18 protein-coding genes and 1 pseudogene are annotated in these 23,548 nt (G+C 61.3%); 13 read left to right on the forward strand and 6 right to left on the reverse strand.

The features are described 5' to 3' along the window. Positions 1-2: 2 nt before the first annotated feature. From B5527_RS19420 to B5527_RS19430, 3 genes are all read left to right on the forward strand, one after another. Complete coding sequence (locus tag B5527_RS19420) at positions 3-1,661, forward strand: urocanate hydratase (RefSeq protein WP_079602962.1); 1,659 nt, start codon at positions 3-5, stop codon at positions 1,659-1,661. Between the two features lie 151 nt (positions 1,662-1,812). Further along, positions 1,813-2,814 (forward strand): ornithine cyclodeaminase family protein, encoded by a 1,002-nt coding sequence (locus B5527_RS19425; RefSeq protein WP_079602963.1) that lies wholly within the window; start codon positions 1,813-1,815, stop codon positions 2,812-2,814. Positions 2,815-2,826: 12 nt separating this feature from the next. After that, positions 2,827-3,639, forward strand: a complete 813-nt coding sequence (locus B5527_RS19430) for a phosphate/phosphite/phosphonate ABC transporter substrate-binding protein (RefSeq protein WP_079602964.1) — start codon at positions 2,827-2,829, stop codon at positions 3,637-3,639. Between the two features lie 8 nt (positions 3,640-3,647). Here the strand turns inward: B5527_RS19430 and B5527_RS19435 are convergent, their stop codons facing one another. The 3 genes from B5527_RS19435 to hutI are packed head-to-tail and all read right to left on the reverse strand — an operon-like array spanning position 3,648 to position 7,179. Further along, complete coding sequence (locus B5527_RS19435) at positions 3,648-4,235, reverse strand: HutD/Ves family protein (protein ID WP_079602965.1); 588 nt, start codon at positions 4,233-4,235, stop codon at positions 3,648-3,650. A 14-nt stretch (positions 4,236-4,249) separates the two neighbouring features. Continuing rightward, positions 4,250-5,914: a urocanate hydratase gene (gene hutU / locus B5527_RS19440; RefSeq protein ID WP_079602966.1), complete on the reverse strand. Its 1,665-nt coding sequence runs from the start codon at positions 5,912-5,914 to the stop codon at positions 4,250-4,252. Positions 5,915-5,940: 26 nt separating this feature from the next. Further along, positions 5,941-7,179, reverse strand: coding sequence for an imidazolonepropionase (hutI, locus tag B5527_RS19445; protein WP_079602967.1), 1,239 nt, complete (start codon positions 7,177-7,179; stop codon positions 5,941-5,943). 112 nt (positions 7,180-7,291) lie between these two features. Between hutI and B5527_RS19450 the strand changes: the two genes are divergently transcribed. The 8 genes and pseudogenes from B5527_RS19450 (at position 7,292) to B5527_RS19485 (ending at position 16,369) form a co-directional block, all read left to right on the forward strand. Beyond that, positions 7,292-8,653, forward strand: coding sequence for a formimidoylglutamate deiminase (locus B5527_RS19450; RefSeq protein ID WP_079602968.1), 1,362 nt, complete (start codon positions 7,292-7,294; stop codon positions 8,651-8,653). Further along, positions 8,650-9,390: a histidine utilization repressor gene (gene hutC / locus B5527_RS19455; RefSeq protein WP_079602969.1), complete on the forward strand. Its 741-nt coding sequence runs from the start codon at positions 8,650-8,652 to the stop codon at positions 9,388-9,390. The genes B5527_RS19450 and hutC overlap by 4 nt, the downstream gene beginning before the upstream one ends. 622 nt (positions 9,391-10,012) lie before the next feature. Then, a complete protein-coding gene (locus B5527_RS19460; protein WP_172842608.1) occupies positions 10,013-11,110 on the forward strand; it encodes an ABC transporter substrate-binding protein in 1,098 nt (365 codons plus the stop codon). A gap of 152 nt (positions 11,111-11,262) precedes the next feature. Next, on the forward strand, positions 11,263-12,645 hold the full coding sequence (locus B5527_RS19465) for a UbiD family decarboxylase (RefSeq protein WP_079602971.1): 1,383 nt from the start codon (positions 11,263-11,265) through the stop codon (positions 12,643-12,645). 15 nt (positions 12,646-12,660) lie between these two features. Continuing rightward, positions 12,661-13,455, forward strand: a complete 795-nt coding sequence (locus B5527_RS19470) for an ABC transporter ATP-binding protein (RefSeq protein ID WP_079602972.1) — start codon at positions 12,661-12,663, stop codon at positions 13,453-13,455. Beyond that, positions 13,452-14,315, forward strand: coding sequence for an ABC transporter permease (locus tag B5527_RS19475; RefSeq protein ID WP_154072377.1), 864 nt, complete (start codon positions 13,452-13,454; stop codon positions 14,313-14,315). The genes B5527_RS19470 and B5527_RS19475 overlap by 4 nt, the downstream gene beginning before the upstream one ends. Positions 14,316-14,377: 62 nt before the next feature. Next, positions 14,378-14,584 (forward strand): annotated as a pseudogene (locus B5527_RS19480) (UbiX family flavin prenyltransferase); the annotation flags it as partial. Between the two features lie 69 nt (positions 14,585-14,653). After that, the gene (locus tag B5527_RS19485) at positions 14,654-16,369 is read left to right on the forward strand and encodes a tetratricopeptide repeat protein (RefSeq protein ID WP_079602974.1); all 1,716 of its coding nucleotides are present in this window, start codon (positions 14,654-14,656) and stop codon (positions 16,367-16,369) included. 311 nt (positions 16,370-16,680) lie between these two features. On the opposite strand, the gene B5527_RS19490 is transcribed toward B5527_RS19485, so the two are convergent. After that, positions 16,681-18,246 (reverse strand): L-piperidine-6-carboxylate dehydrogenase, encoded by a 1,566-nt coding sequence (locus B5527_RS19490; RefSeq protein ID WP_079602975.1) that lies wholly within the window; start codon positions 18,244-18,246, stop codon positions 16,681-16,683. A 1,413-nt stretch (positions 18,247-19,659) separates the two neighbouring features. Then, positions 19,660-19,923, reverse strand: coding sequence for a hypothetical protein (locus B5527_RS19500; protein ID WP_154072378.1), 264 nt, complete (start codon positions 19,921-19,923; stop codon positions 19,660-19,662). A gap of 888 nt (positions 19,924-20,811) precedes the next feature. Here B5527_RS19500 and B5527_RS19510 point away from each other — a divergent pair. Beyond that, positions 20,812-21,210, forward strand: a complete 399-nt coding sequence (locus B5527_RS19510) for a hypothetical protein (protein WP_079602978.1) — start codon at positions 20,812-20,814, stop codon at positions 21,208-21,210. Between the two features lie 44 nt (positions 21,211-21,254). Then, positions 21,255-21,446, forward strand: a complete 192-nt coding sequence (locus B5527_RS44190; protein WP_154072379.1) for a hypothetical protein — start codon at positions 21,255-21,257, stop codon at positions 21,444-21,446. Positions 21,447-22,014: 568 nt separating this feature from the next. Here B5527_RS44190 and B5527_RS19515 read toward each other — a convergent pair. Further along, complete coding sequence (locus B5527_RS19515) at positions 22,015-22,803, reverse strand: N-acyl homoserine lactonase family protein (protein WP_172842609.1); 789 nt, start codon at positions 22,801-22,803, stop codon at positions 22,015-22,017. Positions 22,804-23,548: the final 745 nt, after the last annotated feature.

The following is a 23,548-nucleotide window of genomic DNA, read 5'->3' on the forward strand; positions in this document are numbered from 1 at the left end:
CGATGAACATTCCCGTACGCCGCGGCAAAGAGGTTAAGGCAGGGCGCGGCAACGTCTTGCGCTGCAAGGGCTGGCGGCAGGAGGCGATCCTGCGCCTGCTGGAGAACAATCTCGAGAACGGCGAGGATCCCGACAATCTCGTGATCTACATGTCGATTGCACGCGCGGCGCGCGACTGGAAGAGTTTTGACCGCATTGTTGCGACGCTGGCGTCGATGCGTGAAGACCAGACCTTCATCATGCAGTCGGGCAAGCCGATCGGCGTCTTTCCGGGCCAGTCCACGACGCCGCTCGTGATCATGGCCAACGGCAATCTCGTGGGCGAATGGAGCGGCGAGGAGAGCCGCCGCCAGCTCGACGACATGGGTCTCACCGTCTATCCCGGCATGACGGCGGCGGCCTGGCAATATATCGGCAGCCAGGGCATCCTGCAGGGTACGTTCGAGACCTTCATGGCGATCGCCCGCCAGCATTTCGGCGGCACCCTGGCCGGCCGCTTGCTCCTCACGTCGGGCTGTGGCGGCATGAGCGGCGCGCAGCCGCTGGCCGGAAAGCTCGCCGGAGCATCGACGCTGGTGATCGAGGTCGATCAGGCCCGCATCGACCGCCGTATTGCCTCCGGCTATTGCGATGCCACCACTGATGATCTCGACGATGCGATCGCGCGATGGCAGGCCGCCCGCGACGAGCGGCGTCCACTGGCGCTGGCGCTTTGCGCCAACTCAGCGGTCGTGCTGCCTGGACTGGCCCGACGCGGCATCCTGCCCGACATCGTCACCGACCAGACCTTTCCCGATCCTCTGAAGGGTTACGTGCCGGCGGAATTGTCGCTCGAACAGGCCCGCGCCATGCGGACCAGCGATCCGCAAAAACTGATGGCGCTGGCGCGGCAATCCGTAGCCACGCATCTTCGGGCGATGCTGGGGTTCATGGACCGTGGCGCGATCGTGTTCGAATACGGCAACAGCCTGCGCGCCGAGGCGAAATCCGCCGGCGTGGAAGACGCATTTCGGATGCGGTCTTTTGTCGACCTCTATATCCGCCCGCTGTTCTGTCAGGGCATCGGACCGTTCCGCTGGATCGCGGTTTCGGGCGACCCGCAGGACATTTATACCATCGACGAGATGATCCTGGAGACATTCTCGTCCAACCATCCGATCTCGTCCTGGATCGGGAAGGCGCGCGAACATGTCAAATTCACCGGACTGCCAGCGCGGATCGGTTGGCTCGGCTATGGCGAGCGCAGCCGTCTGGCCTTGCTGGTTAACGAAGCCGTGGCGAGCGGCCGGATTTCCGCGCCGGTCGCCTTCACCCGGGATCATCTCGATTCCGGCTCGGCCGCGCTTCCGCACCGGGAAACCGAGAACATGAAGGACGGCTCCGACGCGATCTCGGACTGGCCTATCCTCAATGCACTGTTGAATTGCTCGTCCGGTGCCGACCTCGTGGCGATCCATGGCCTCGGCGGACGCGGCGTCAGCGCCGGCGTCACGATCGTGGCCGACGGAAATCCGGCGACCGCCGAGCGGCTCAAGCGTGTGCTCGACGGCGATCCCGGCATCGGCGTGTTGCGCCACGCCGATGCCGGTTACGACATCGCGATCGAGCAGGCCGAGCGCTCGGGGCTCGCCGCGACGGTGCCGCCCGGCCTTGCATCCTAAGCAACCGGTCCGGCTCGCTGGACTGGTTGACTTTCCCAAGCCCCTTAATAATGTATAGACATATTAGGCTGAGCCCGCGGCTTGCCCGCGGCGTTTCGGCTTTGGTCGCGCGCCGGGGTGGCCGCGGTCGCCCTGCTAAGGAGGTTCCGTCTTGCCGCCGATCTATATCGCCTATCTCAACCGCCTCGATATCGACGAACTCAAGATTACCGATGAGGAAATCCTCTCGGCCATCGAAGCAAGCCTTGCCAGTCAGGGCAGGGGCGAAACGGTAATCGAACCGCGCGTTCATCTCGAACCCGGGGTCGCCAACGGCCATTTCAACGTGCTCCGCGGCGCCATCAAGCCGCCGATCGATTCTGCGGGCGTCAAGATCGTCGGCGACTTCGTCGACAACTACAAGCTCGGCTTTCCCTCCGAACTCGCGATCCTCGCTTTGTTCGATCCCCGCACCGGCGCGCCAAAGGCCATCCTCGACGCCAGCGGCATCACCGACATGCGCACCGGCGCTGTGACCGCGATCGGCGCCAAACATCTTGCGCGGAAGAATTCGAAGATCCTTGGTCATATCGGTGCGCGGGGCACCGCCTACTGGAACGTGCGGCTGCTCAATCATCTGTTCGATTTCGATGAAATCCGCGTTCACTCCCGGCGCGAAGAGAGCCGCAACAGCTTTGCGGAGCGGCTGAGCCGCGATCTCGGCAAGAAGGTCGTCGCCACCGAAGACTGGCAGAGTTGCGTCGAGGGCGCCGATATCGTGGTCGAGGCTTCACGGCTCGACAAGCCGACGCCGATGCTGAAGACCTCCTGGATCAAAAAGGGAGCCTTTGTGGTTCCCTATGGGACGATGAGCGCGATTGAGCTGTCGCTGACCGACATCATGGCGAAGCTGGTGGTCGACGACTGGGGCCAGTGCAAGGGCGGCAAGTTCGGCAGCCTGCGCGCCCATGTCGAGGCGGGAAAGCTGTCTGAAAAAACGCTTCACGCCGAACTCGGACAGATCGTGGCTGGTCTGAAACCGGGACGGCAGCGCGACGACGAAACCAATTTGTTCTGGCATCGCGGACTGTCGCTGTCCGATATCGCGCTTGGCCATGCGATGCTGGAGAAATCCCAGCGTCTGGGGATCGGACAGCGTCTGCGCTTTGCCTGAGGAACAGTGCCGATGCCGTACGTCGCGAATGCACGAATGTATTCGGTCAATCCGGCGGCGGCATCGGCATGGAAAGAGCTGTTCGACTGGCTGGCGCGGGAATCGCAAGTCAATTTGCGCGCGATCGACCATGCGTTTCCATTGCCGCTTGCCGAACTCTGGACCCGCCCCGATCTGGCCTGCGGCTTCATGTGCGGCTTTCCCTATGCGCTTGCACCGGTGAGGCCGCAGCCGGTCGCAGCCCCCGTTCCCGCGGGAGCGCCTGTTCCTGGAAAGCCGGTCTACGCCACGCGCCTCGTGGCGCGCGCGGATTCGAGGTTCTATTCGCTTGAAGACACGTTTGGCGGCCGGCTCGGATATACGGTCGAGGATTCCCATTCCGGCTATAACGCGCTGCGGCATCATTTGCTGCCGTATCAATCCGCGCGCGGGGCGCGCCTTTACCGCGAGAGCGTCGGTCCGCTATTCACGCCGCGCCGGGTCATCGAAGCCCTTCTCGCCGGCGATATCGATGTCGGCCCGCTCGATAGCTACGCGCTGGACTTGATGCTGCATCACGAGCCGGATCTGGCGGCCCGGATCAGGATCGTCGCGACCACCGATCCTGCGCCGATTCCATTTCTCGTCGCGGCGCCGGACTGTTCCGTCGAAACGGTGTTGGCGCTGCAGGCCGCGCTGGCGAACTTTGCCGATGCGTCGGCCTGCGCGGACCTGAGAGACCGGCTTTGCCTGGAGGCGTTCGCTCCGGTCAAGACCGACGACTACGAGTTGATCATGCGGTGGGACACCGAAGCCCGCGCGGCGGGCTATATCCAACCGGGCTGATCGCCCGGCTAAATCACCTGATGCTCATGCAGGAGCACCAGGTAGCAATCGCTTGAGCCTATCGACACGATCCGGAAAGAATTCTTGCGCGCGCCGCTCAAGATGGCCGCATCGCCGTGGTTCAGCGTCGCAGTATCCCGGTCCAAGGCCAGCGTCGTGCTGCCTTTGAGCGACAGCACGACCGCGATTTCGTTGCCGCCAAATTCGCAGCAGGCGGACTGCCCGATGCGCCGCAACCGATGGCGGAAGCGCGACCGCCGCGTCATCACGTTGAGGTCGGTGATCTCGCCTGCGGTCAGCCGCGCCGATATCGGGATGTCGCCGGCGAAGCCGATCGGATCGGAGCCGCGTTCGACGCGGATCGGCGCGTTGCCTCCGATGGTGAGCATCATGCCTTTCCCGTCAATGACGGCAAGCGTCCGGTCAATTCCGGCAAATTCGGAGAAGGGGCCATCGGCGGCGACCCTTGCCACACTGATGCGCCAGTTGAAGTCGTCGAGCGTGGCGCCAGGTGGCTCGGCAACGATCTCGGTCGTCGAGCCGCCGCCGTTCTTCCAAGGCGTGGTGCGGCAACTTCCGGCGCGGATGATCTTCAACGGCGCGTCTTTCCTCAGCGCAGGCTCGGCAGGTCGAGCTTGTTGGCGCGCGCGCAGTCGATCGCGAGGTCGTAGCCGGCATCGGCGTGACGCATCACGCCCGTGGCTGGATCGTTCCACAGCACGCGGCCGATGCGGGCAGCGGCCTCCGGCGTGCCGTCGCACACGATCACCATGCCGGAATGCTGGGAAAAGCCCATGCCGACGCCGCCGCCATGATGCAGCGACACCCAGGTGGCGCCGCTGGCGCAATTCAGGAGCGCATTGAGCAGCGGCCAGTCGGACACCGCGTCGGAGCCGTCCTTCATCGCTTCGGTCTCCCGGTTGGGGGAGGCCACCGAGCCGGAATCCAGATGATCTCGGCCGATTACGACCGGCGCTTTCAATTCGCCGCGTGCGACCATCTCGTTGAAGGCAAGCCCGAGCCGGTGGCGATCGCCAAGACCGACCCAGCAGATGCGCGCCGGCAGGCCCTGGAACGCGATGCGTTCGCGCGCCATGTCGAGCCAGTGATGCAAGGCGGCGTTGTCCGGCAGCAGCCCCTTGACCTTGGCGTCGGTGCGATAGATGTCTTCGGGATCGCCGGACAAGGCCGCCCACCGGAACGGTCCGATGCCGCGGCAAAAGAGCGGCCGGATATAGGCCGGCACGAAACCTGGAAAATCGAACGCGTCCTTGACGCCTTCCTCGAAGGCCATCTGGCGGATGTTGTTGCCGTAGTCGACGACCGGAATTCCCATTCTGTGAAAATCGAGCATGGCGCGGACGTGTTCCGCCATCGATTTCCGCGCGGCGCTCGCGACCGCCTTCTGGTCGGTCTCGCGCCGGGATTCCCACTCGTTGGTGGTCCAGCCCTTCGGCAGATAGCCGTTAACGGGATCGTGCGCGGAGGTCTGGTCGGTGACGGCATCGGGCCGAACGCCGCGCCGCACCAGTTCAGGGAAAATGTCGGCGGCGTTGCCGAGCAGGCCGACCGACACCGGCTTGCCGTCGCGGCCTGCCTGTTCGATGATCGCCAGGGCCTCGTCGAGGCTCCCAGCCTGGCGGTCGAGATAGCGGGTGCGCAGACGCATTTCGATCCGCGACGGCTGGCATTCGACGGCGAGGCAGGATGCGCCCGCCATCACGGCCGCGAGCGGCTGAGCGCCGCCCATGCCGCCAAGTCCCGCGGTCAGAATCCATTTGCCCCGGAGGTTGCCGCAATAATGCTGGCGGCCAAGTTCGACGAAGGTCTCGTAAGTGCCCTGAACGATGCCCTGGGTGCCGATATAGATCCAGGAGCCCGCCGTCATCTGGCCGAACATCATCAGGCCCTTGCGGTCGAGCAGATTGAAGTGCTCCCAATTGGCCCAGTGCGGCACCAGATTGGAATTGGCGATCAACACGCGCGGCGCGTCGGCGTGGGTGCGAAACACCCCGACCGGCTTGCCCGACTGCACCAGCAGGGTTTCATCGCCTTCGAGCCGTTTCAGGGTCGCAACGATGCGATCAAAACTTTCCCAGTCGCGCGCGGCGCGGCCGATGCCGCCATAGACGACGAGCTCGCTCGGCTTCTCCCCGACATCGGGATCGAGATTGTTCATCAGCATGCGCATCGGAGCTTCCGTTTGCCACGATTTGGCCGAAAGCTGGTTGCCGCGCGAGGCGCGGATGACGCGGGCATTGTCAATGCGGGTCATGGTCGAAAAAATCCTTGCAGAAGAGGTCAGAGGAGGCCTGCGGCCACGGCGTGTGAATCGCCATGCCAGACACGAGCGTGGAGGGGGTTGAAGCCGATGCGGTAGACGAGCTCCGCCGGCCGCTCGATATTCCAAATGGCGAGATCGCAATATTTGCCGCGCTCGAGACTTCCGATGTCCTCGAAGCGTCCGAGCGCGCGCGCAGCCTCCCGCGTGACGGCCGCAATGCATTCATCGACGGTAAGGCGAAAGAGCGTCGCGCCCATGTTCATCGCCAGCAGCAGCGACGTCAGCGGCGAGGTGCCGGGATTGCTGTCGGTGGCGAGTGCTATTCGTGCGCCGTGGCGCCGCATCGATTCAATCGGCGGCGCCTTCTGCTCGCGGATGAAGTAGAACGCGCCCGGCAGCACCACGGCAACGGTGCCGGCCCGGGCCATCGCCTCGATGCCGTCGTCGTCGGCATATTCGAGGTGATCCGCCGAAAGCGCGCCGAAGCGCGCGGCAAGTGCTGCACCGTGCAGGTTCGAGAGCTGATCGGCGTGCAGGCGAACGGGCAGGCCGAGCGCTTGCGCTTTCGCAAATACCTGCGCGGTTTCCTCCGGCGAGAACGCAATGCCTTCGCAGAAGGCGTCGACTGCATCGGCGAGGTCCGCGGCGGCGATCTGCGGCAGCATTGCGTTGCAGACCGCGTCGATATAGGCGCCGCTGTCGCCCTTCATCTCGGGCGGCACCGTATGCGCGCCGAGAAAGGTCGTCTGGATCGACACCGCGCGCTCGGCTCCGAGCTTCCGCGCGGCCTGTAGCTGTCGTCGCTCGGTGTCGAGTTCGAGGCCGTAGCCGGATTTGATCTCGACCGTGGTCACGCCTTCTGCGATCAGCGCGTCAAGCCGTGGCAGCGAGGCGTCCATCAATTGTTCGGTATTCGCCTGTCGTGTCGCCTTCACCGTCGAGACGATGCCGCCGCCCGCTCGCGCGATCTCCTCGTAACTCGCGCCGGCGAGGCGCTGCTCGAATTCCTGGGCGCGGTTGCCGCCATAGACCAGATGGGTATGGCAGTCGACCAGCCCGGGTGTGATCCAGCGGCCGTCGCAATTGGTTCGTTGTTTGGCGTCGAGCGAGCGCGGAGCGTCCGCGGCGGGGCCTGCATAGACGATACGCCCATCGGCGGCGGCGATCAGGCCGTCATCGACCAGACCGAGACCTTGGCGTGACGGCGAAAGCGTTGCAAGACGGCAGCCGTGCCAGATGTGATCGACCGATGCCATGAACCCCCTTGGCCCATCAGAGGCGTTTAACGTACTTGGCAAATTGCCCATTTGTCTATACATATTCGCGACGAACCTGTCCAGCGTTTCGCTGACTTCGGAGGCGTGAAGGGTGGCCGGAATATTCTTCGACGAGGCCTTGTTGTCGCAGGGCTGGGCGCGCGACGTCAGGATTACGCTTGCCGACGGCCGGATCGCGAGCATTGCCAGCGGCGCCGGGGCCGAGCCCGGCGACGAGCGTCACCGGATCGGGCTTCCCGGAATCTGCAATCTCCACAGTCACGCATTCCAGCGAGGAATGGCGGGTCTTGCCGAGATCAAGGGAACATCCGCAGACAGTTTCTGGACCTGGCGCGAGCTAATGTACCGTTTCGTCGGACGCATGACCCCTGAGGATATCGAGGCGGTGGCGGCGCAGGCTTATGCCGAGATGCTGGAGGCTGGATTTACCCGAGTCGGCGAGTTTCATTACATCCATCACGATGTGTCTGGCGCGCCTTATGGCAATCCGGCCGAATTGGCCGAACGGATCGCCGCGGCGGCGCAGGCCACCGGCATCGGCCTGACATTGTTACCGGTCTTCTACGCGCATGCCGGATTTGGTGGTCGAACACCCGACAGTGGGCAACGGCGCTTCATCAACGATATCGGCGGGTTCGCGCGGTTGCATGAGGCGAGCCGGCGCGCTCTGGCGGGGCATGAGGGCGCAATCGCCGGTATCGCACCGCATTCGCTCCGGGCGGTTACGCCGATGGAACTTTCGGCCCTCGTGAGCCTCGCCGGATCAGACCCCATTCATATTCATATCGCCGAACAGACCCGCGAAGTCGATGAATGCATCGCCTGGAGCGGCCAGCGGCCGCTGGAATGGCTGTTCGGCCACGCCGCCGTTGACCGCAACTGGTGCCTCGTCCATGCCACGCATGCGACCGTTGCCGAAATCCGCTCCATTGCCGAGAGCGGCGCGGCGGCCGGACTATGCCCGGTGACGGAGGCGAATCTCGGTGACGGCACCTTCAACGCACCCGAATTCATAAAGCGCGGCGGCGTGTTCGGTGTCGGCTCTGATTCCAATGTCCTGATCGGCGTCAGCGACGAATTGCGGCAGCTCGAATATTCACAACGTCTCGCGCTGAGGGCGCGTAACGTGATGGCGTCGGGCGGCGCCACTTCAACGGGCCGCGCATTGTTCGACGGCGCGATGCGAGGCGGCGCGCAGGCGCTTGGCGTGAAGCGTAGCGGGCTATTAGAAGGTGCTCTCGCCGACTTCATCAGTTTGGACGCAGAGAGTGTCACCCTGGCCGGCCGATCCGGCGATGCAATCCTCGACAGCTGGATCTTCGGCGCTGGCCGATCGCTGGTCGATTGCGTCTGGGCCCGCGGCCGAAAAGTAGTGCAGGACGGCCGGCATCGTGGCAGGGAGGTAGTCGAAGAGCGCTTCCGCCGGGTGCTTGAGAGGTTGCTGCAGACATGACCGCGAAACTCAAGCCGGGTCCGAAAGCCACACCGAAGGCATTGTATCAAGTCATCCGTGGCGACATCGAGGCCAAGATCACCTCGGGCGACTGGCCGCCCGGGCACAAGTTGCCGTTCGAGCATGAACTGATGGAGACCTATTCCTGTTCGCGGATGACTGTGAACAAGGTCATTTCGGCGCTCGCCGAGGCGGGCCTGGTGGTGCGTCGTCGCAAGGCGGGCAGCTTTGTATCGCGGCCACGGGTGCAGTCCGCGATCCTTCAGATCCCTGATCTCAAGGGTGAAGTCGAGAAGCGTGGCGAACTCTACAAGTATCGGCTGATCGATCTTCGCAAGCGCCCCGCATCGGCAAGCGATAGGGCTCGTCTTGGCGTCGGCGCGCGCGCGCAGGTGCTGGCCATTCGTTGCCTGCACGAGGCTGAAAGTCAGCCATTTGCAATTGAGGATCGCCTGATCAATCTTGATGCGGTGCCGGATGCGTTGCGTGAAGATTTTTCAGCGACACCGCCGAACACGTGGCTGGTGAGTCATGTGCCATGGACGGAGGCCGAGCATCGCATCACCGCGTGCAATGCCGACAAGCAACTCGCATCTGACCTTAGGATCGACGAGGGCGCTGCGTGTCTGGTGATCGAGCGGCAGACGTGGCGCAGCGGCGAACCGATTACGGCGGTTCGGATCACGCATCCCGGCCATCTCTACGATCTGATCGCGCGGTTCACGCCAACCGGCTGAAGAATCTGCGGCCAGAACTTCGGGCAGGCCGCCTTTTTCTTGGCGGCCTGTTCGATAAAGCGTTGATCCAAAGAGCGTTCCGCGGCGCGGCGGGGTCGAAGCCCTGCCGAAGTTGAAACGCTTGCACGTCCAGATTTCGCCGGTAATGCCGCAGTTGGGCGATGCCGCGGTGAGCGCCGAAGGAAACTGCTTAGGCGAAGAACTGCGTCTGGATCGCCTGCGCGGCAGAGCGATGAGCTCGCGGATATCGGCGACGTTTAATGCGCGGTAGTTTTCGGCGGCCCAGAGCACGAAGAACAGCATGTTGACGTCGGCGTCGAAACGATCTTGCGGCGAGCAAGGCTCGCCTCTGCGACGCGGTGCCGCGCGTAAAGTTGCAAAGACAATTCCCAGAACGGATGGCCGTAATGACTCATTGTTGAAACTCAAGTGACGCGATGGGCCGGATTGCATTCATTAGGTCAGCAGATGCTCACGGAGTGAGCAGGCTGAGGTTGATCTTCCCAAGAACCGAAATCATCCTTGTTGAGCAGATACTCGTCGCGGTAGTCGGCGGTGCTACCTTGGTCGCCTTGACTCGATTTAGGCGCCATGTATTATGTATAGACATTTAATCAGGCGAATGATCTGCCGGGAGAATTTGGCTTCGCCCCACTCTAATACTGCTGCGAGGGACCCGAGGATGCATAACTGTCGCAAGAATATCTTTGCCGCCGCACTCGGCATGTTCGCTCTTTTCGTGACAGGGGCCGCGCAAGCTCAGCAGACCGTTCGGATCGGACAAGCCATCTCGGGCATGAGTTTCTTTCCGATCTGGGCTGCTCGTGCGCTTGGTTCGTTTGAAGCGCAGGGCCTGACGCCGGCCGTGTCGATCACGGGTGGAGATGCATCCGCGCTCGCTGCACTCGATGCCGGCGATGTCGATCTCGCTGCCGTTGGCTCCGAGGCGGTGCTGCGTGCCGCCGCTAAGGGACAACCATTCCAGATTGTCTATTCGCTGATGTCCAAGGTGACACTTCAGCTCGTGGTGTCTCCCGCATTCTTGCAGAAAACCGGTGCGAAGGCCGCCGATCCCATCGAAAAGCGACTCGCCGCGCTCAAGGGGGCGGTGATCGGCGTGAGTTCGGTCGGAGGCATCGAGGAGTCGCTGGCGCGCTGGTTGGCCTTCAAGGGCGGGCTCAATCCCAAAACGGACGTCACCATCGTGCAAGTGGGCGGTCCACCCGCTCATCGTCTGGCGCTGGAGAATAAGGCTATCGATGCGTTTATTCTTTCACCGCCCGAGCCTTATCTGGCAGAGAAATCGCGAGTGGGGACCGCTTTCATCAAGTTGAGTGACGATTTTCCGCAGCTGGGTCGGATTCCTTACCTGATCTTCGTGGCGAAGAAGCCGGTGGATCCTAAAACCTCGGACGTTGTCGTGAAAGCGATCCGCGCGGTGCAATCGGCCAGCGCAGAATCGATCGCAAAGCCGGATGCGGTCGGCAGCGCTATCGCCACGAAGTTTTTCCCGAAAGCGGATCCCGACGCCATTGTTGCCGCCCTGAAGGCGATGAATCCTGGCGTTGCGGAGGCCGGAAAGCTCGATGCCGGCAACATCCAAAATCTTCTGACTCTTTCAAAAGAAATGGGCGCGGACGCGGGCAAGGAGAGCAGTCCGAAGGCGTCGGAGGGCGATCTTTGGAGCAACGCATTCGTCGAGAAGGCCCTGGCAAAGTGATGTTCGACCGCCCCACGTTGCGCTGACCGAAGAAAGGTCTCGCAGCCCGGCCAAGCTGCCGAAGAAGAGGCAGGACTGGCTTCCGGGTTCCGCGCAAGTAGTGCTTCCTACGAATAAGTTAAATGTAGCATCTGCCGTTTGGAGATAAGTCCATGGCGCCAGCGCCCATCAACCCGCAAGACCTTCGCAGCTTTCTTTCCAGGTTCGAGGCGGAACATCCCGGCAAGGTGGTTCACATCAAGGATGAGGTCGATCTCGACTACGACGCGACCGCCATCACTTTCGAATATGAAAAGCACGGCAGCCCCATTCTCATTTTTGAGAACGTGAAGGGCTCACGCTTTCCTGTTATCATGAATTTGTTCGGTGCGAGGGACCGCTTCGCTGCGGCTCTCGGCGTAACGGAAGACAAGCTTATTGACCGGTGGGCCAACAACGACGTCACTCCAGTTGCGCCGAAGCTCGTGCAGACGGGGCCGATTCTGGATGTGGTTCTCAAAGGCGCGGATGTCGATCTGAACTATTTGCCGATCATGCGGCATTTCATTCAGGACGGCGGAAGCTATCTCACCAACGCGATGTTCATTGCGAAGGATCCGGAAACCGGAGTCCGGAATGCGTCATTTCACCGGCTGCAGCGCAACGGCAAGAACCGCTTTGGAACCAGCCTTCATAGCCGCCGTCACCTCTGGAATTATGCGCGCAAGGCGAGCGCAATGGGACTAAAAGAGCTTCCGGTTGTGATCGTGGCCGGGTGTCATCCCCTGATCGCAATCGGTTCCGGTCTTTGGAAGGGACCTATCAGCACCGACGAATATGAAGTGGCGGGAGGCTTCCTGGGGCAACCGCTGGAGATTGTGAACGGTGTCACCGGTCCGATCGAGATACCCGCGCATGCCGAGATCGCGATCGAAGGAAAATTGATACTCGACGCTGACGAGGACGAAGGTCCATTCGGCGAATTCACGGGCTATGCCTCGGAGCGCTCGACGCGCAATGCCGTGGAAGTCACGGGCATTCTCCATCGGAAAGACGCGTTCTATCATACGGTCGCTCCCGGGATTTCGGACGAACACACGCTGCTGCTCGGAATCTCTCAGGAAGCTCGCCAGCTTAAGTCGCTGCGTGTGCAATACCCCGGCGTCACCGCGGTTCACTATCCGAAGTCGGGCACGTGTCTTCTTCATGCCTACGTCTCGGTCAAGGACCCGGCACCCGGCGAGCCCAGCAATATTGCCGCCGCGGCGTTCGGTGATAACCTGAGCCTGAAACTCGTGGTTGTGGTCGATGCTGACGTGAACGTTTTCGACGAAGAGCAGGTGATGTGGGCGGTGTGCACGCGTTTCCAGGCCGACACCGACATGGATGTGATCCGCAACGGGATGGGAGCCATTCTGGATCCCTCCAATCGCGACGGCGCAACGGCGAAGCTGATGATCGACGCGACTTGCAAGAAGCGGCCTTACGCGGCACGGCACACATTCCCGGATGCCGTGCGGGAGAAGGCGCGGAAACTGGTCCTGGGAAGGCTCTAGGCCGGCGGCGATTCCATGGCTCGCACAGTCCTCAAATTCGATAATATCCGGCAGGAGTTTCCTGCTCCCGGAAAGTCGTCTCCGGTCAAGGTCCTTGATGGAATTTCGTTCGATGTCGACGCGGGCAAGTTCGTTGCAGTGATCGGGCCGAGTGGTTGCGGCAAGAGTACCCTTTTGCAGATGGCGGCGGGGCTGTTGATTCCAACCCACGGCCGGGTTAGCCACCGGGAAAAGCCCGTTCTGGGTATCAACACGGAGGTCGGCTTCGTTCCCCAGCAGGCCCAACTGTTTCCGTGGAAGACGCTGGTGGAAAACGTGGAGCTGCCGTTGGTGCTGCGCGGAGTATCGCTGTTCGAGCGCAGGGATCGCGTCGCAAGGGTTCTCGAAGCGGTCGGCCTAACGGGATTTGAAAACTATTACCCAAGTCAACTTTCGGGCGGAATGCAGAAGCGGGCATCCATTGCCCGCACCCTCGTGTACGGCCCGGACGTCATTCTGATGGACGAGCCGTTTGGCGCGCTGGACGCCCAGACGCGAATGGTCATGCAAAGCGATCTTCAATCGCTGTCGCAGAACGCGAGAGCCACGGTGCTGTTCATCACTCACGATATTGCGGAGGCCGTGCTGCTGGCCGACAATGTGGTGATCATGAGCAACCGGCCGGCCCGGGTTCTGGCCAACGTCGCCATCAACATACCGAGACCCAGAAACGTGTTTGAGGCGTTCCGCAATCCCGATTTCGATGAGGCATATGACGCCGTCTGGTCGGTTTTCAAATCGCAGGTCGAAATGCGAGGGCACCAGCATTGAAGGCAGAAGCGATGGATGAGCCCGCAACGATGGACGGCGCGGAGAGGAGTGTCGACCGCGTAGCGCCTAAGCGCCGGTCATGGGTCAAAGCAATTGAGCGTGGAGTTACGGCACTGTTGCCCGGCATCGTCCTCTTGGCATTTTGGCAGTGGGCGTCCGGCCACCTCATCAAGAAAATCTACATCAGCAAGCCAACCGACGTCGCGTATAGGCTGTATGAACTCTTTAGTTCCGGGGAAATCTATCCGCATCTTTTGACGACCGGGCAGGAGTTGGTGCTCAGCTATATCATCGGTGTCAGCTCCGGTATTATTGCCGGTTACGGTTTGGGTCGCTCACCGCGCCTTGCGAAAATTTTCGAACCCTATGTGATGGCGTTTTATGGCATCCCCAAAATTGCCCTCGCGCCGCTCTTCATCATCTGGTTCGGGATCGGAATCTGGTCGAAGGTGGCGATTGCCGCCATCATGGTGTTCTTCCTCGTTTTCTACAACGTGTACTCCGGTGTGCGCTCGGTTGACCGCGAGCTTGTCAATCTGACGTTGGTGATGGGCGCCAATCAGCGGCAGTTGACGTATCACGTGTATCTGCCGGCAACGTCGCCCTATGTTCTGCTGGGCATGCGTATGGCAATCCCATATGCCGTCATCGGCGTGATCGTCGGAGAATTCACTTCGTCGATGAAGGGACTCGGCTTGTTCATCAACCAGGCGTCGGCGAACTACGACCCCGCCGGAGTTTTTGCGGGTATCGTCATCCTGCTGACCTTCGTTGTCGCCGCCAATTATCTGGCGGGGCGCCTGGAGCGACGGTTTCTGCGCTGGAAGTCACCGCCAGGTCAGGCGCCGAGCGAAATCTAGCAAATCCACGTGCCGATCGCCGCTGGGTGGAACACGATCGGATGTGCTATTGCGCTAATGGCGGCCATCTCAGGAACGTGGCGGCACTGTCCGAACTGGGCGCCAGCATTGCGCCCCCGGTTCCCGCATTCTATGCGAAGCCGGAATCGATCGAAGAGATGGTAGAACACACCGTGGGTCGGGTGCTGGACTTGTTCGAGATCGATGTGGCCACCGTTCGACGCTGGGGAGAAGATCGGGATCTGCGAGGCCGTCCCGTCAAGAGCTGACGGGTCGATGGATGTCTTGCGTGCTTACGCGGTGGCGTCATCGGTACGCGCGATGCTGGAGTTAGACAGATGGATCGTTTCAACCTTGGCAGCCATACCAGAATTATTTCGACAGGCTCGCCGGAAGCGCAACGCTGGTTCAACCTGGGCTTAAACTGGTGCTTTGCCTTCAACAAGTCAGAGGGCGTCAAATGCTTTCGAAAGGCCCTCGAATTCGATCGCGAATGCGTCATGGCTCATTGGGGTATCGCCTATGGTTGCGGGCCTTTTTACAACATGACGTGGCGTGACCACAGCGAGGAAGAAGCCAATGCCGCGACCGGCATCGCCTACGAACATATCCAGATAGCGCGCGCCCTGACACACCGGGCGACGGTGCTCGAAAATTGGCTGGTCGAGTCGCTGGCCTGCCGCGTTCAGAGGCCACATTCGGTTCCGCCGGAAGAGTTTGATCGTTGGGACGACGACTACGCCGCGGAGTTGCGCAGAGTCTATCACCAGCATCGGGACGATCACGATGTGGTGGTGCTTTTTGTTGAAGCCCTGATCATGCGGACGCCGAGACGCTTGTGGAATGTCAAAACCGGATTGGCGGCAAGAAATTCCGACGTGATCGAAGCCCTCGAAGTCTGCGAGCGCGCAATCGACGCGGCCGAACGACAAGGGAAGAACAAGCATCCGGCGCTGTTCCATCTGCATATCCATATTCTTGAAATGTCGAATGAGCCGGAACGCGCGGAGACCTCGGCGGTCGCACTCGCCACGATGTGTCCGGACGCTGGCCACATGAACCATATGCCGGGGCATGTTTATGTCCTGTGCGGGCAGTACCGGAAGGCGCAGATCGCCAGCGAAAAGGCGATAGCAGCAAACGACAAATATCTCGCTTACGCCGGTGCCCTCACTCCATACACCACGGCTTGCGCGCACGATCTCCTGTTGATGATGCACGCCAGCATGTTCATGGGCAGATTCGGGGACTCGATCGCAGCGGCGAATAAACTGCGCGGCATGCTGACGAAAGAGGTTCTCGGCGTGAAGGGCCGGCCCAAATTCTCGACGAGTCTCGAAGGCTACTATTCGATGAGCGGGCACGTGTTGGTGCGTTTCGGACGCTGGCAGGAAATCATCGACACGCCATTGCCGGACGACCCTGAGCTGTATCTGGTTTCGACAGCGATGCACCATTATGCCAAAGGCATCGCTCACGCCTCACTCAAGCGTTTCGACGCCGCCGACCGCGAACGAAAGCTGTTTCACGACAGTTTGAGACGTATCCCGCCGGACCGAAAAGTCTTCAATAACAGCGCCCAGAGCATATTGGCGGTGGGCGAGAAGATGCTCGATGGCGAACTCGAATACCACAAAGGCAATCACGAAGTTGGCTACGCCCGTCTGCGGGAAGCCGTCGATAGAGACGATAACCTGGAATACATCGAGCCCTGGGCGTGGATGCATCCGCCGAGGCATGCGCTTGCAGCTCTGCTGGCCGAACAGGGCCATTACGGCGAGGCGGAGGCGGTCTGTCGCGACGATTTGGGCTTGAGCGGTCGAATTCAACGGTGTGCGCGGCACCCGGATAACGTCTGGGCGCTGCATGGTCTGGCGGAATGTCTGCAGCGGCGGTGCGAGGTGGAGGAATTGGCCGATGTGCAAAGAAGGCTTGCGCCTGCGATGGCCCTTGCGGATGTGCCAATCATGTCTTCGTGCATGTGTCGGACGGCGGTTCGGATCGAGAAGTCGGGCTGTTGTTGCGCCGGCGGGATGGACGCAACTGACCGCTAGAGTCGGTCCTTGACAGATATGCTTCTATATAAACGCGTCCGTCTCCCGCCTCGAACGCGGGGCCGTGAGTTGACTGACAGCAAACAGCAAAATGAGTCAGTTGGCTGATGGGTGAGAAAGGCGGAAAAGCCTTCCTTTTGCTGAATGGCCGCCTTTTGCAGCCAAAGCGGACCCATCGGCCGATCGGGTGAATGTCCGCCGTTCAGGGCATAGGCGCCCATTGGTGTTCCATGACATCTGATTTGTTTGTCATTCAAAGGCTTTCGTTGAGTTGTTGTCTAGAACAGTTGTGCGGACGCCATCGCGATGCGTCATAGCGCATCGAACCTAACGCCTTGGGCGAGCGGCAGCGTGCGGCCATAGTTGATCGTGTTGGTGGCGCGGCGCATGTAGGCTTTCCATGCGTCCGACCCGGATTCACGCCCGCCGCCGGTTTCCTTCTCGCCGCCGAATGCGCCGCCGATTTCTGCGCCCGAGGGGCCGATGTTCACATTGGCGATCCCGCAATCGGAGCCGCGCGCCGACAGGAAGGCTTCAGCCTCGCGCAGATCATTGGTGAAGATCGAAGACGACAGGCCCTGCGGAACGGCGTTGTGCAATTCGATCACGGCATCGAAGTCGCTGTATTTGATGACATAGAGGATCGGCGCAAAGGTCTCACGTTCGACCGGTCCGGTCTGTCCATCGATCTCGACCAGCGCCGGGCGGACATAGAAAGCCGCATGCGCGCCGGCGACGGTGACACGGTCGCCGCCGACAATGGCGGCACCCGCGGCGTTGGCTTCGCCGAGGGCGCGCTGCATCGATTCGTAAGCGTGGCCGTCAATGAGAGGGCCGACCAGATTGCCGGTGAGGGGATTGCCGACCGAGACGGACGCGTAGACCTTCTTCAGGCGCGGCACGAAGCTGTCGTAGATGCTCTCGTGAACGAAGAGGCGGCGCAGGCTGGTGCAGCGCTGGCCGGCCGTGCCCATTGCCGCGAAGGCGACGCCGCGCAGCGTCAGGTCGAGATCGGCTGTCGGCGTGACCACCGCCGCGTTGTTGCCGCCGAGTTCCAGAATGGCACGGGCAAAGCGCTGCGCGAGCTTCGGAGCGACGTCGCGTCCCATGGCGGTCGAACCGGTCGCCGAGACCAGGGGAACCCTGGGGTTGTTGACGAGGGCCTCACCGATCTCGCGCCCTCCGACCAGCACCGCGGACAACCCGTCGGGCGCCGAGCCGCCATCGGCCTTGAAACGCCTCAGAGCGCGTCCGAACAGCGCGTCCGCCGCCAAGGCGGTGAGAGGAGTCTTCTCCGACGGCTTCCAGACGACGCTGTTGCCGCAGACCAGTGCCAGCGCGGCATTCCATGACCAGACCGCGACCGGGAAATTAAACGCCGAGATGATGCCGGCGACGCCGAGCGGATGCCAGGTCTCTGCCATGCGGTGCTCGTGGCGTTCGGTGGCGATCGTCAAACCGTAGAGCTGGCGGGAAAGCCCCACGGCGTAGTCGCAAATGTCGATCATCTCCTGGACTTCGCCGAGACCTTCGGACTCGATCTTGCCGGCCTCGACGGAAACGAGCCGGCCGAGCGCGCGTTTGTTGCTGCGCAGCTCTTTGCCAAGCAGCCGCACCAGTTCACCGCGCTTGGGACTTGGGATCAGGCGCCATTCGAGGAAAGCCGCATGAGCCTTTTCGATGGTCGAGGTCGCGCCGGCGGCATCGACCTCCCTGACATGCGCCACGGTTTCGCCGGTGATCGGGGTCTTCGCAACCAGCGTGCCACCGGTATAGCTGACGGGTTCGACACCGAGCTCAACCAGCAGCGCGTCGACCTCGGCGTTGAGCGAGAGGTTTCCGGCCTGGGCGGATGGTTTGATCGTATTGACTGACATGAGGGGCTCTTTCCAAGCGCTCGCGTTAATTTCAGAGGGGCTGCTGTCAGCGGTTGGCTGGAGACTTCACGATCGTTCTCCGTCAGGCGCTGGCCTTGAAGGCGATCTGCGGCGACCCTAGCCGGATCAGCGCCTGCTCCAAAGAGGCGCTTTCCGAGAAAGGCGGGTGCGGCTGGACCAAGCCTTAGCTGGAGTGAAGCCGACTTGTCTGCCAATGCAAGGAGCATTCGATCCGCGCCGGCCGCGCCAATCAAAGAAACGCCAAGCGCTCTAGTCTTCGTCCGCTCGCGCACGACCGGCGGTTCGTCGGCACGGTCGTCTTCCTCTTCGTCCTCGTCCTCTTCGTCTTCATCAGGATCTCGGGGCGGCATCGTGTTGCCCATGATCACCAAGGAACTCCAGTCGATCAACCTGGTGGAAAATGCCTCGGGGATGTGTGGGGTCATGTTGTAGCTCCTCGGGTGTGGACCCTAGGGGATTTTACCCCTTCTGCTGTCATTCGGCATGCAAATTTGACCCCCTTAGCCAGGGGATCGGTCGATCGAAGTGATTAGTTTCGGACCGGAAGCGCTCGATGGCGCACTATCTTGGATTTCCTGCGACATCACGGGTGTAACGGGCGGTTATGCTGCACGGCCGCTTCGGGATCAAGAGCCGACGTTGTGGTCCGCTCTGCTGCCAAAAGCAGTCGGTCGAGGAATGTCCGGGTTGGGGGTCACAAGCGGACGTGGCACCCGTTCAAAAGCATGTCCCCTCAAGAGCAGACATCTCTCATCGCGGTCCCGCAACCGCACCTCTGTCGTATTGAGGAAGATCAAAGCGCCTCGCTATCGAGCGGTTAGGTTTTGCTGAGCGTACCACCGAGCGGCGGTCCCAAAGGCGCTGTTGCGGAGTTATGCGCGGGAGCCACCCGCCCCCTCTTTTCTTTAGGTCCCGCCTCTTATCCTGCCGCAGTGGCATGTGCGGCTCCGCTTAGCAGCAGGGCCGGCTCTTTTTGCCACAAGGCATCATCGAAGCAGTCGCGCCGTGTTAGCCGCGGCCTCAGCCAACATTGCATTCAACTGTGACTTGGTGAGTTCCTTAGGCTGCCTCACTATTGGCTTACGCGTAGACACAACCTTATGAAACGGGCGAGCACAGGCCGCCAACAGCGCTGGCTTTCGCTTCGGCACCGACACGATCTTGGGTTTGGCGGTGGGCGGTTTGCGGCCGCGCTTCAAGCCCATGCGCAGCAACTTGGCGCACACCGCTTGCGGCTGTGCCCTAGTCGAATGGCGATCTGCGCGGCGCTGTGGCCGCCGGCCCAGAGTTTTTTGAGAAGTGCAATGCTGGCGGCATCCCACATGTGGAGTCACCTTACACCTAACGGGCGAAAAATCGCAACTCACCTCTTAAAGCGCATCCGGCGCGGGGCTACTTCGCCCTCGTTGCATCTGAGGCGAACGAATGTGCCATCCCTTGAACTTCATCTGATCGGTAGTCGCCGATGTCGCCAGAGGGGCCCGCATGGCGAATATTGTCCGGCTCCGGTGACACGGGACCAAACCGTTTTATGTCGTTGGGATCGACAAGGCGATAGAAAGTGTAAAAGCTCCGCGTGGGTTCGAATAGAACTGTTACGCTGCTCTCAAAAACCTCCACCACTGTGAAGTCATCTTCGGTCGGATGCTCCATCATCTGCTGCTCCTGCCTTTGGGACAATAGCGCGCGTCACGGCCTCAATCACACCAATCCATCCGATCACGCGGCAGCGAAGCCAAAATATTTTCGCCCGCGATCAATATGGAACGGCCGCTTCTGGCGCAAAGCGGACGACCAACGGTAAATCGACGCCGGACCGCGAAATGGACGCCCGTGGCCAGGGTCGTCGCGTAGCATCGTTATGCTTGTGAGCTCATCGCCTGCACTATTCTTTGCACGTCTGCTTGGCCCGCGCGTCGAATCTGGCTACCGGCCTGTTCGTCTGCCAAAGCTCCACATCGTGTCTGTCGACGAGCCGCCTGGCGGATTTGATGGCGGATTCATCATCAATACAATCCAATTGAACCACACCAATGGTTCGGTCGTGTAGCCCAACGATATATGCACAATAGACCGGCATCTTGGCCTCCAGGTAACGCGAAATGCTTCATTGGCGAACTTCCGGAATTCCTACGCGCAGGACGATACGAAGACGTCAACTGCGCGATCAGGAGGCCGGGCCATTCGTCGGAGGCGCACCACGATCGGTGAATGCTTGCCGGAAGATGTCCGCGAGAGTGTGTGGATTCGAGGGGATTCGCCTAGTCCTTTTCTAAAAGCGGAATATTGCCCTCCAACCGCAGATATCCCTCCGGTGTAGCTTCGGGCGAAGGCCATGCTCATGGCGATCTTATGCGGCTCATATGAAACCGAGGCTGCGGCGCTCTCGAAATTAAATTTCGTCAGGAAGATATTGGTCCATGTGAGTCAAGCAATCTCGCATGAAACGCCGTCTGCAGACCGACGAGTGGGCGAGAACGAACGAAAACAGGTGATGCTATGTCTTCTCCTCAGATTGCCACTGGCGACAGAATTGTTGATCCGATGATCGCGCTCGCGGGCTGCTCAAAGCGCCAGCGCGTCGTGGTAGTCGGCTCGAAGGGTATGGAACTGATGCTGGAGTTACACCGGCGTGGATATTTGCTGGCGGCAGCGGCGGGCAATTGTGGCCGTCCAACCGGTCAGTACCATGTTGCGCTTGTGGATTGGCGGCGACGCACGCTTCACGCGCTTGAGCCGACGATGGACTGGCTGATGAATTTCCTCGGCCCTCGCGCTGTGCTGGTGGTTTGGGTTGACGCACAGAAACCAGCAGCGAACGACAGCCTTCGCGCGTCAGTGACGAAACGTGGCTTCGTGATCGTGCGCGGTGCCGTGCATGAATGCGGTTGCGCGCTTTTGGCGCGACGATCGCAGGACTATCCGGTCCAAAAGGCGGCGTAGCGCGCGCCAACCGATGATCGGAATAGCCTCAAAAGGAAATCCAGATGGCCAAGCCGAAGGCACGACGTGCCATTATTCGCGGGTGGATGGCACTTGCGCCCGAGAAACGGCAATCGGGCCAGCAGACACTGGCTTTTGCAAAAGCCGCGATCCAACGGCATAGCCTGCCGCGCAGCCGCCGAACGCCGCACGACGTGATCATTGGATGGCTGCGGCCACGCACCGGACGACCCTGATCTGAGGCAAGAGGTCACCCGGAGGCTGCGCAAGCCTACCTAGCACGGTGCCCCGGCAAGCTTTCCCACTCTGGAAAGCAGTAGCTTTAAGATCGGGGAATTATTCGACTTGTGGTAGGCGATGACAAGGTCAAGTGTGGGCACTTCCCCCTTCACCGGACGGGTGGTTATTGACTCGGGCAGATAACGTCTTGTGTAAGCCGGTAACAGCATAGCAGCGCGCATCGCTTTTGTCCGAGAGCTGGATGAGGGAAATCTGCCTGTCCAGTTCGATCCGCGGGCGGGGAGAGGTCGGATCGCGTCAGCGATCCGGGTGAGGGGGCGTCGACGCGCAGCCGGGAGCTTTCCTGCCGTCAGTGACCGCTGCAACGAAGTGTGGACCCGCGGGTCAAGCCCGCGGGTGACGCAGAGTGCATGGCACCGCGATTCTCCAAACGCTGTGTCATGGCCGGGCATAGCGCTCAGCTTGTCTGAGCGCGTCCAACAACTTGACCCGGCCATCCACACTCACCAAACCCACCGCCGTCATTTCGAGCGACCTGGAAAGCTCGGCGAATCCGAAAATCGCTCAATCCCAGAACCCACCATTCTGCGGGAGCTTGGCGAAATCTTCGGCATCGTGGCAGAAAAACAGCGGGATACCGCTGCGCTCCAGCTGTTTCATCCGCATGCGCGTCATCGACATGGCGCCCGCGCTCCAGTCCCAGGGCATGGGAACCATGTTCTCGAATCCATCGCGCTGGTGACCGGTATCGGCGGCGAGACAGATGCGTCCGCGGTTCGGCAGGTCGACAATCAGGACCTGATGGCCGGGAGCGTGACCGGGCGTCTTCACGAGCCGCAGCGTGCGATCGTCGAACAGGTCGAAGTCACCGTCGATCTCCAGGATGTTCAGTTTGCGAATATCCTTGAAGTCGTTCTGGCAATAGACCGGGCGCGTCCAGGGATCCGGCCACAGCGCATAGCGGATTTCGTCGCGCTGGACCACGTGGACGGCATCGGGGAAGTACGACATGCCACCGGCGTGATCGAGATGGAGGTGGGAATAGACCACATAGCGCACGTCCTTCGGCTTGATCCCGAGCTTGTCGAGTTGGGCATCGACGACGTGGGCGCGCGTGAAAGCGTGCGGGTTGAACGCGGCGCGCAAGCCGGGGCCCCAGTAGGCATCGCCGCGCTCGGGATCGGCCACGGCGTCGTTGATTCCGGTGTCCCACAGCACGAAGCCGTGCTTGGGGTGTTCGATGATTGCTGAGGTGGTCGGGATGTCGACGCGTCCGGGCGCGAACGCCACCAGCAGGTTCTTGTCACAGGTTATGGGGCCGACATTCATCGCAGACATTCGAAGTCCGGGCATGTTTTCCTCCATTTGATTGGCGTGCTTGTTTGCGCACTGCGCTCTTTTTTCCGACGCGTGACGGCGTCGCGCATCGCTTCGGCGGCTCAGCCGACGATGGCACAACTATAGCGGGCGATGACAGCGGGTAAATAGTCGTGCCGGGGGCGTGGCTGAGCGGCGGAGGCGAACGGCGATTACCGGGCTTCAGGGACGAGCGCCGCATGATCGGTTTCGCTTCCGCAATGATCGCGCGATGTTCGGCGCCACCTCGCGGATCATGGGAGGCATATGGAAGGCGAGGATTGTCTGGGCACTCGGCTGGCCCCGTCGGCTGCGCTGACGGCGCGTTCCTGCCGACGGCAGCCGCAGCCGACAGCTTTTCCATCTGCTTTGGGGTCGGCATACGCCAGCTCGCGGGTCAATCGGTCATGTCAGCACTAATCCCCATTGTGAATAAGCACCGAAGCGGGACCCCAACTCGGATGACCGCAATGTTTTGTTGTAGCACGAGGAAATTCGTTCGGCGTGGGGTCCGGATCGGCGCCGATCGGGACCCGGTTGTCTGCTAAGTTCACGAGCTAGATCAACAGGTTGGCGCTCACGTAGCCCGGGGGTCCCACTTCGGTGTTTTATTCACACCGTAATGCGCAGCAAAGCGGACCTCGGTGAGGGAAACGTAGCGGCCTGTACAATCAATCGCAGGCGGCCTACTGCATGGGCGCCCCTCCGAGCGCTGGCGTCTCCGGACCTTCGCCGACCTCCA

The sequence above is a fragment of the Bradyrhizobium erythrophlei genome (genome assembly GCF_900129425.1).
In the GTDB taxonomy this organism is placed as follows: Bacteria; Pseudomonadota; Alphaproteobacteria; order Rhizobiales; family Xanthobacteraceae; genus Bradyrhizobium; species Bradyrhizobium erythrophlei_C.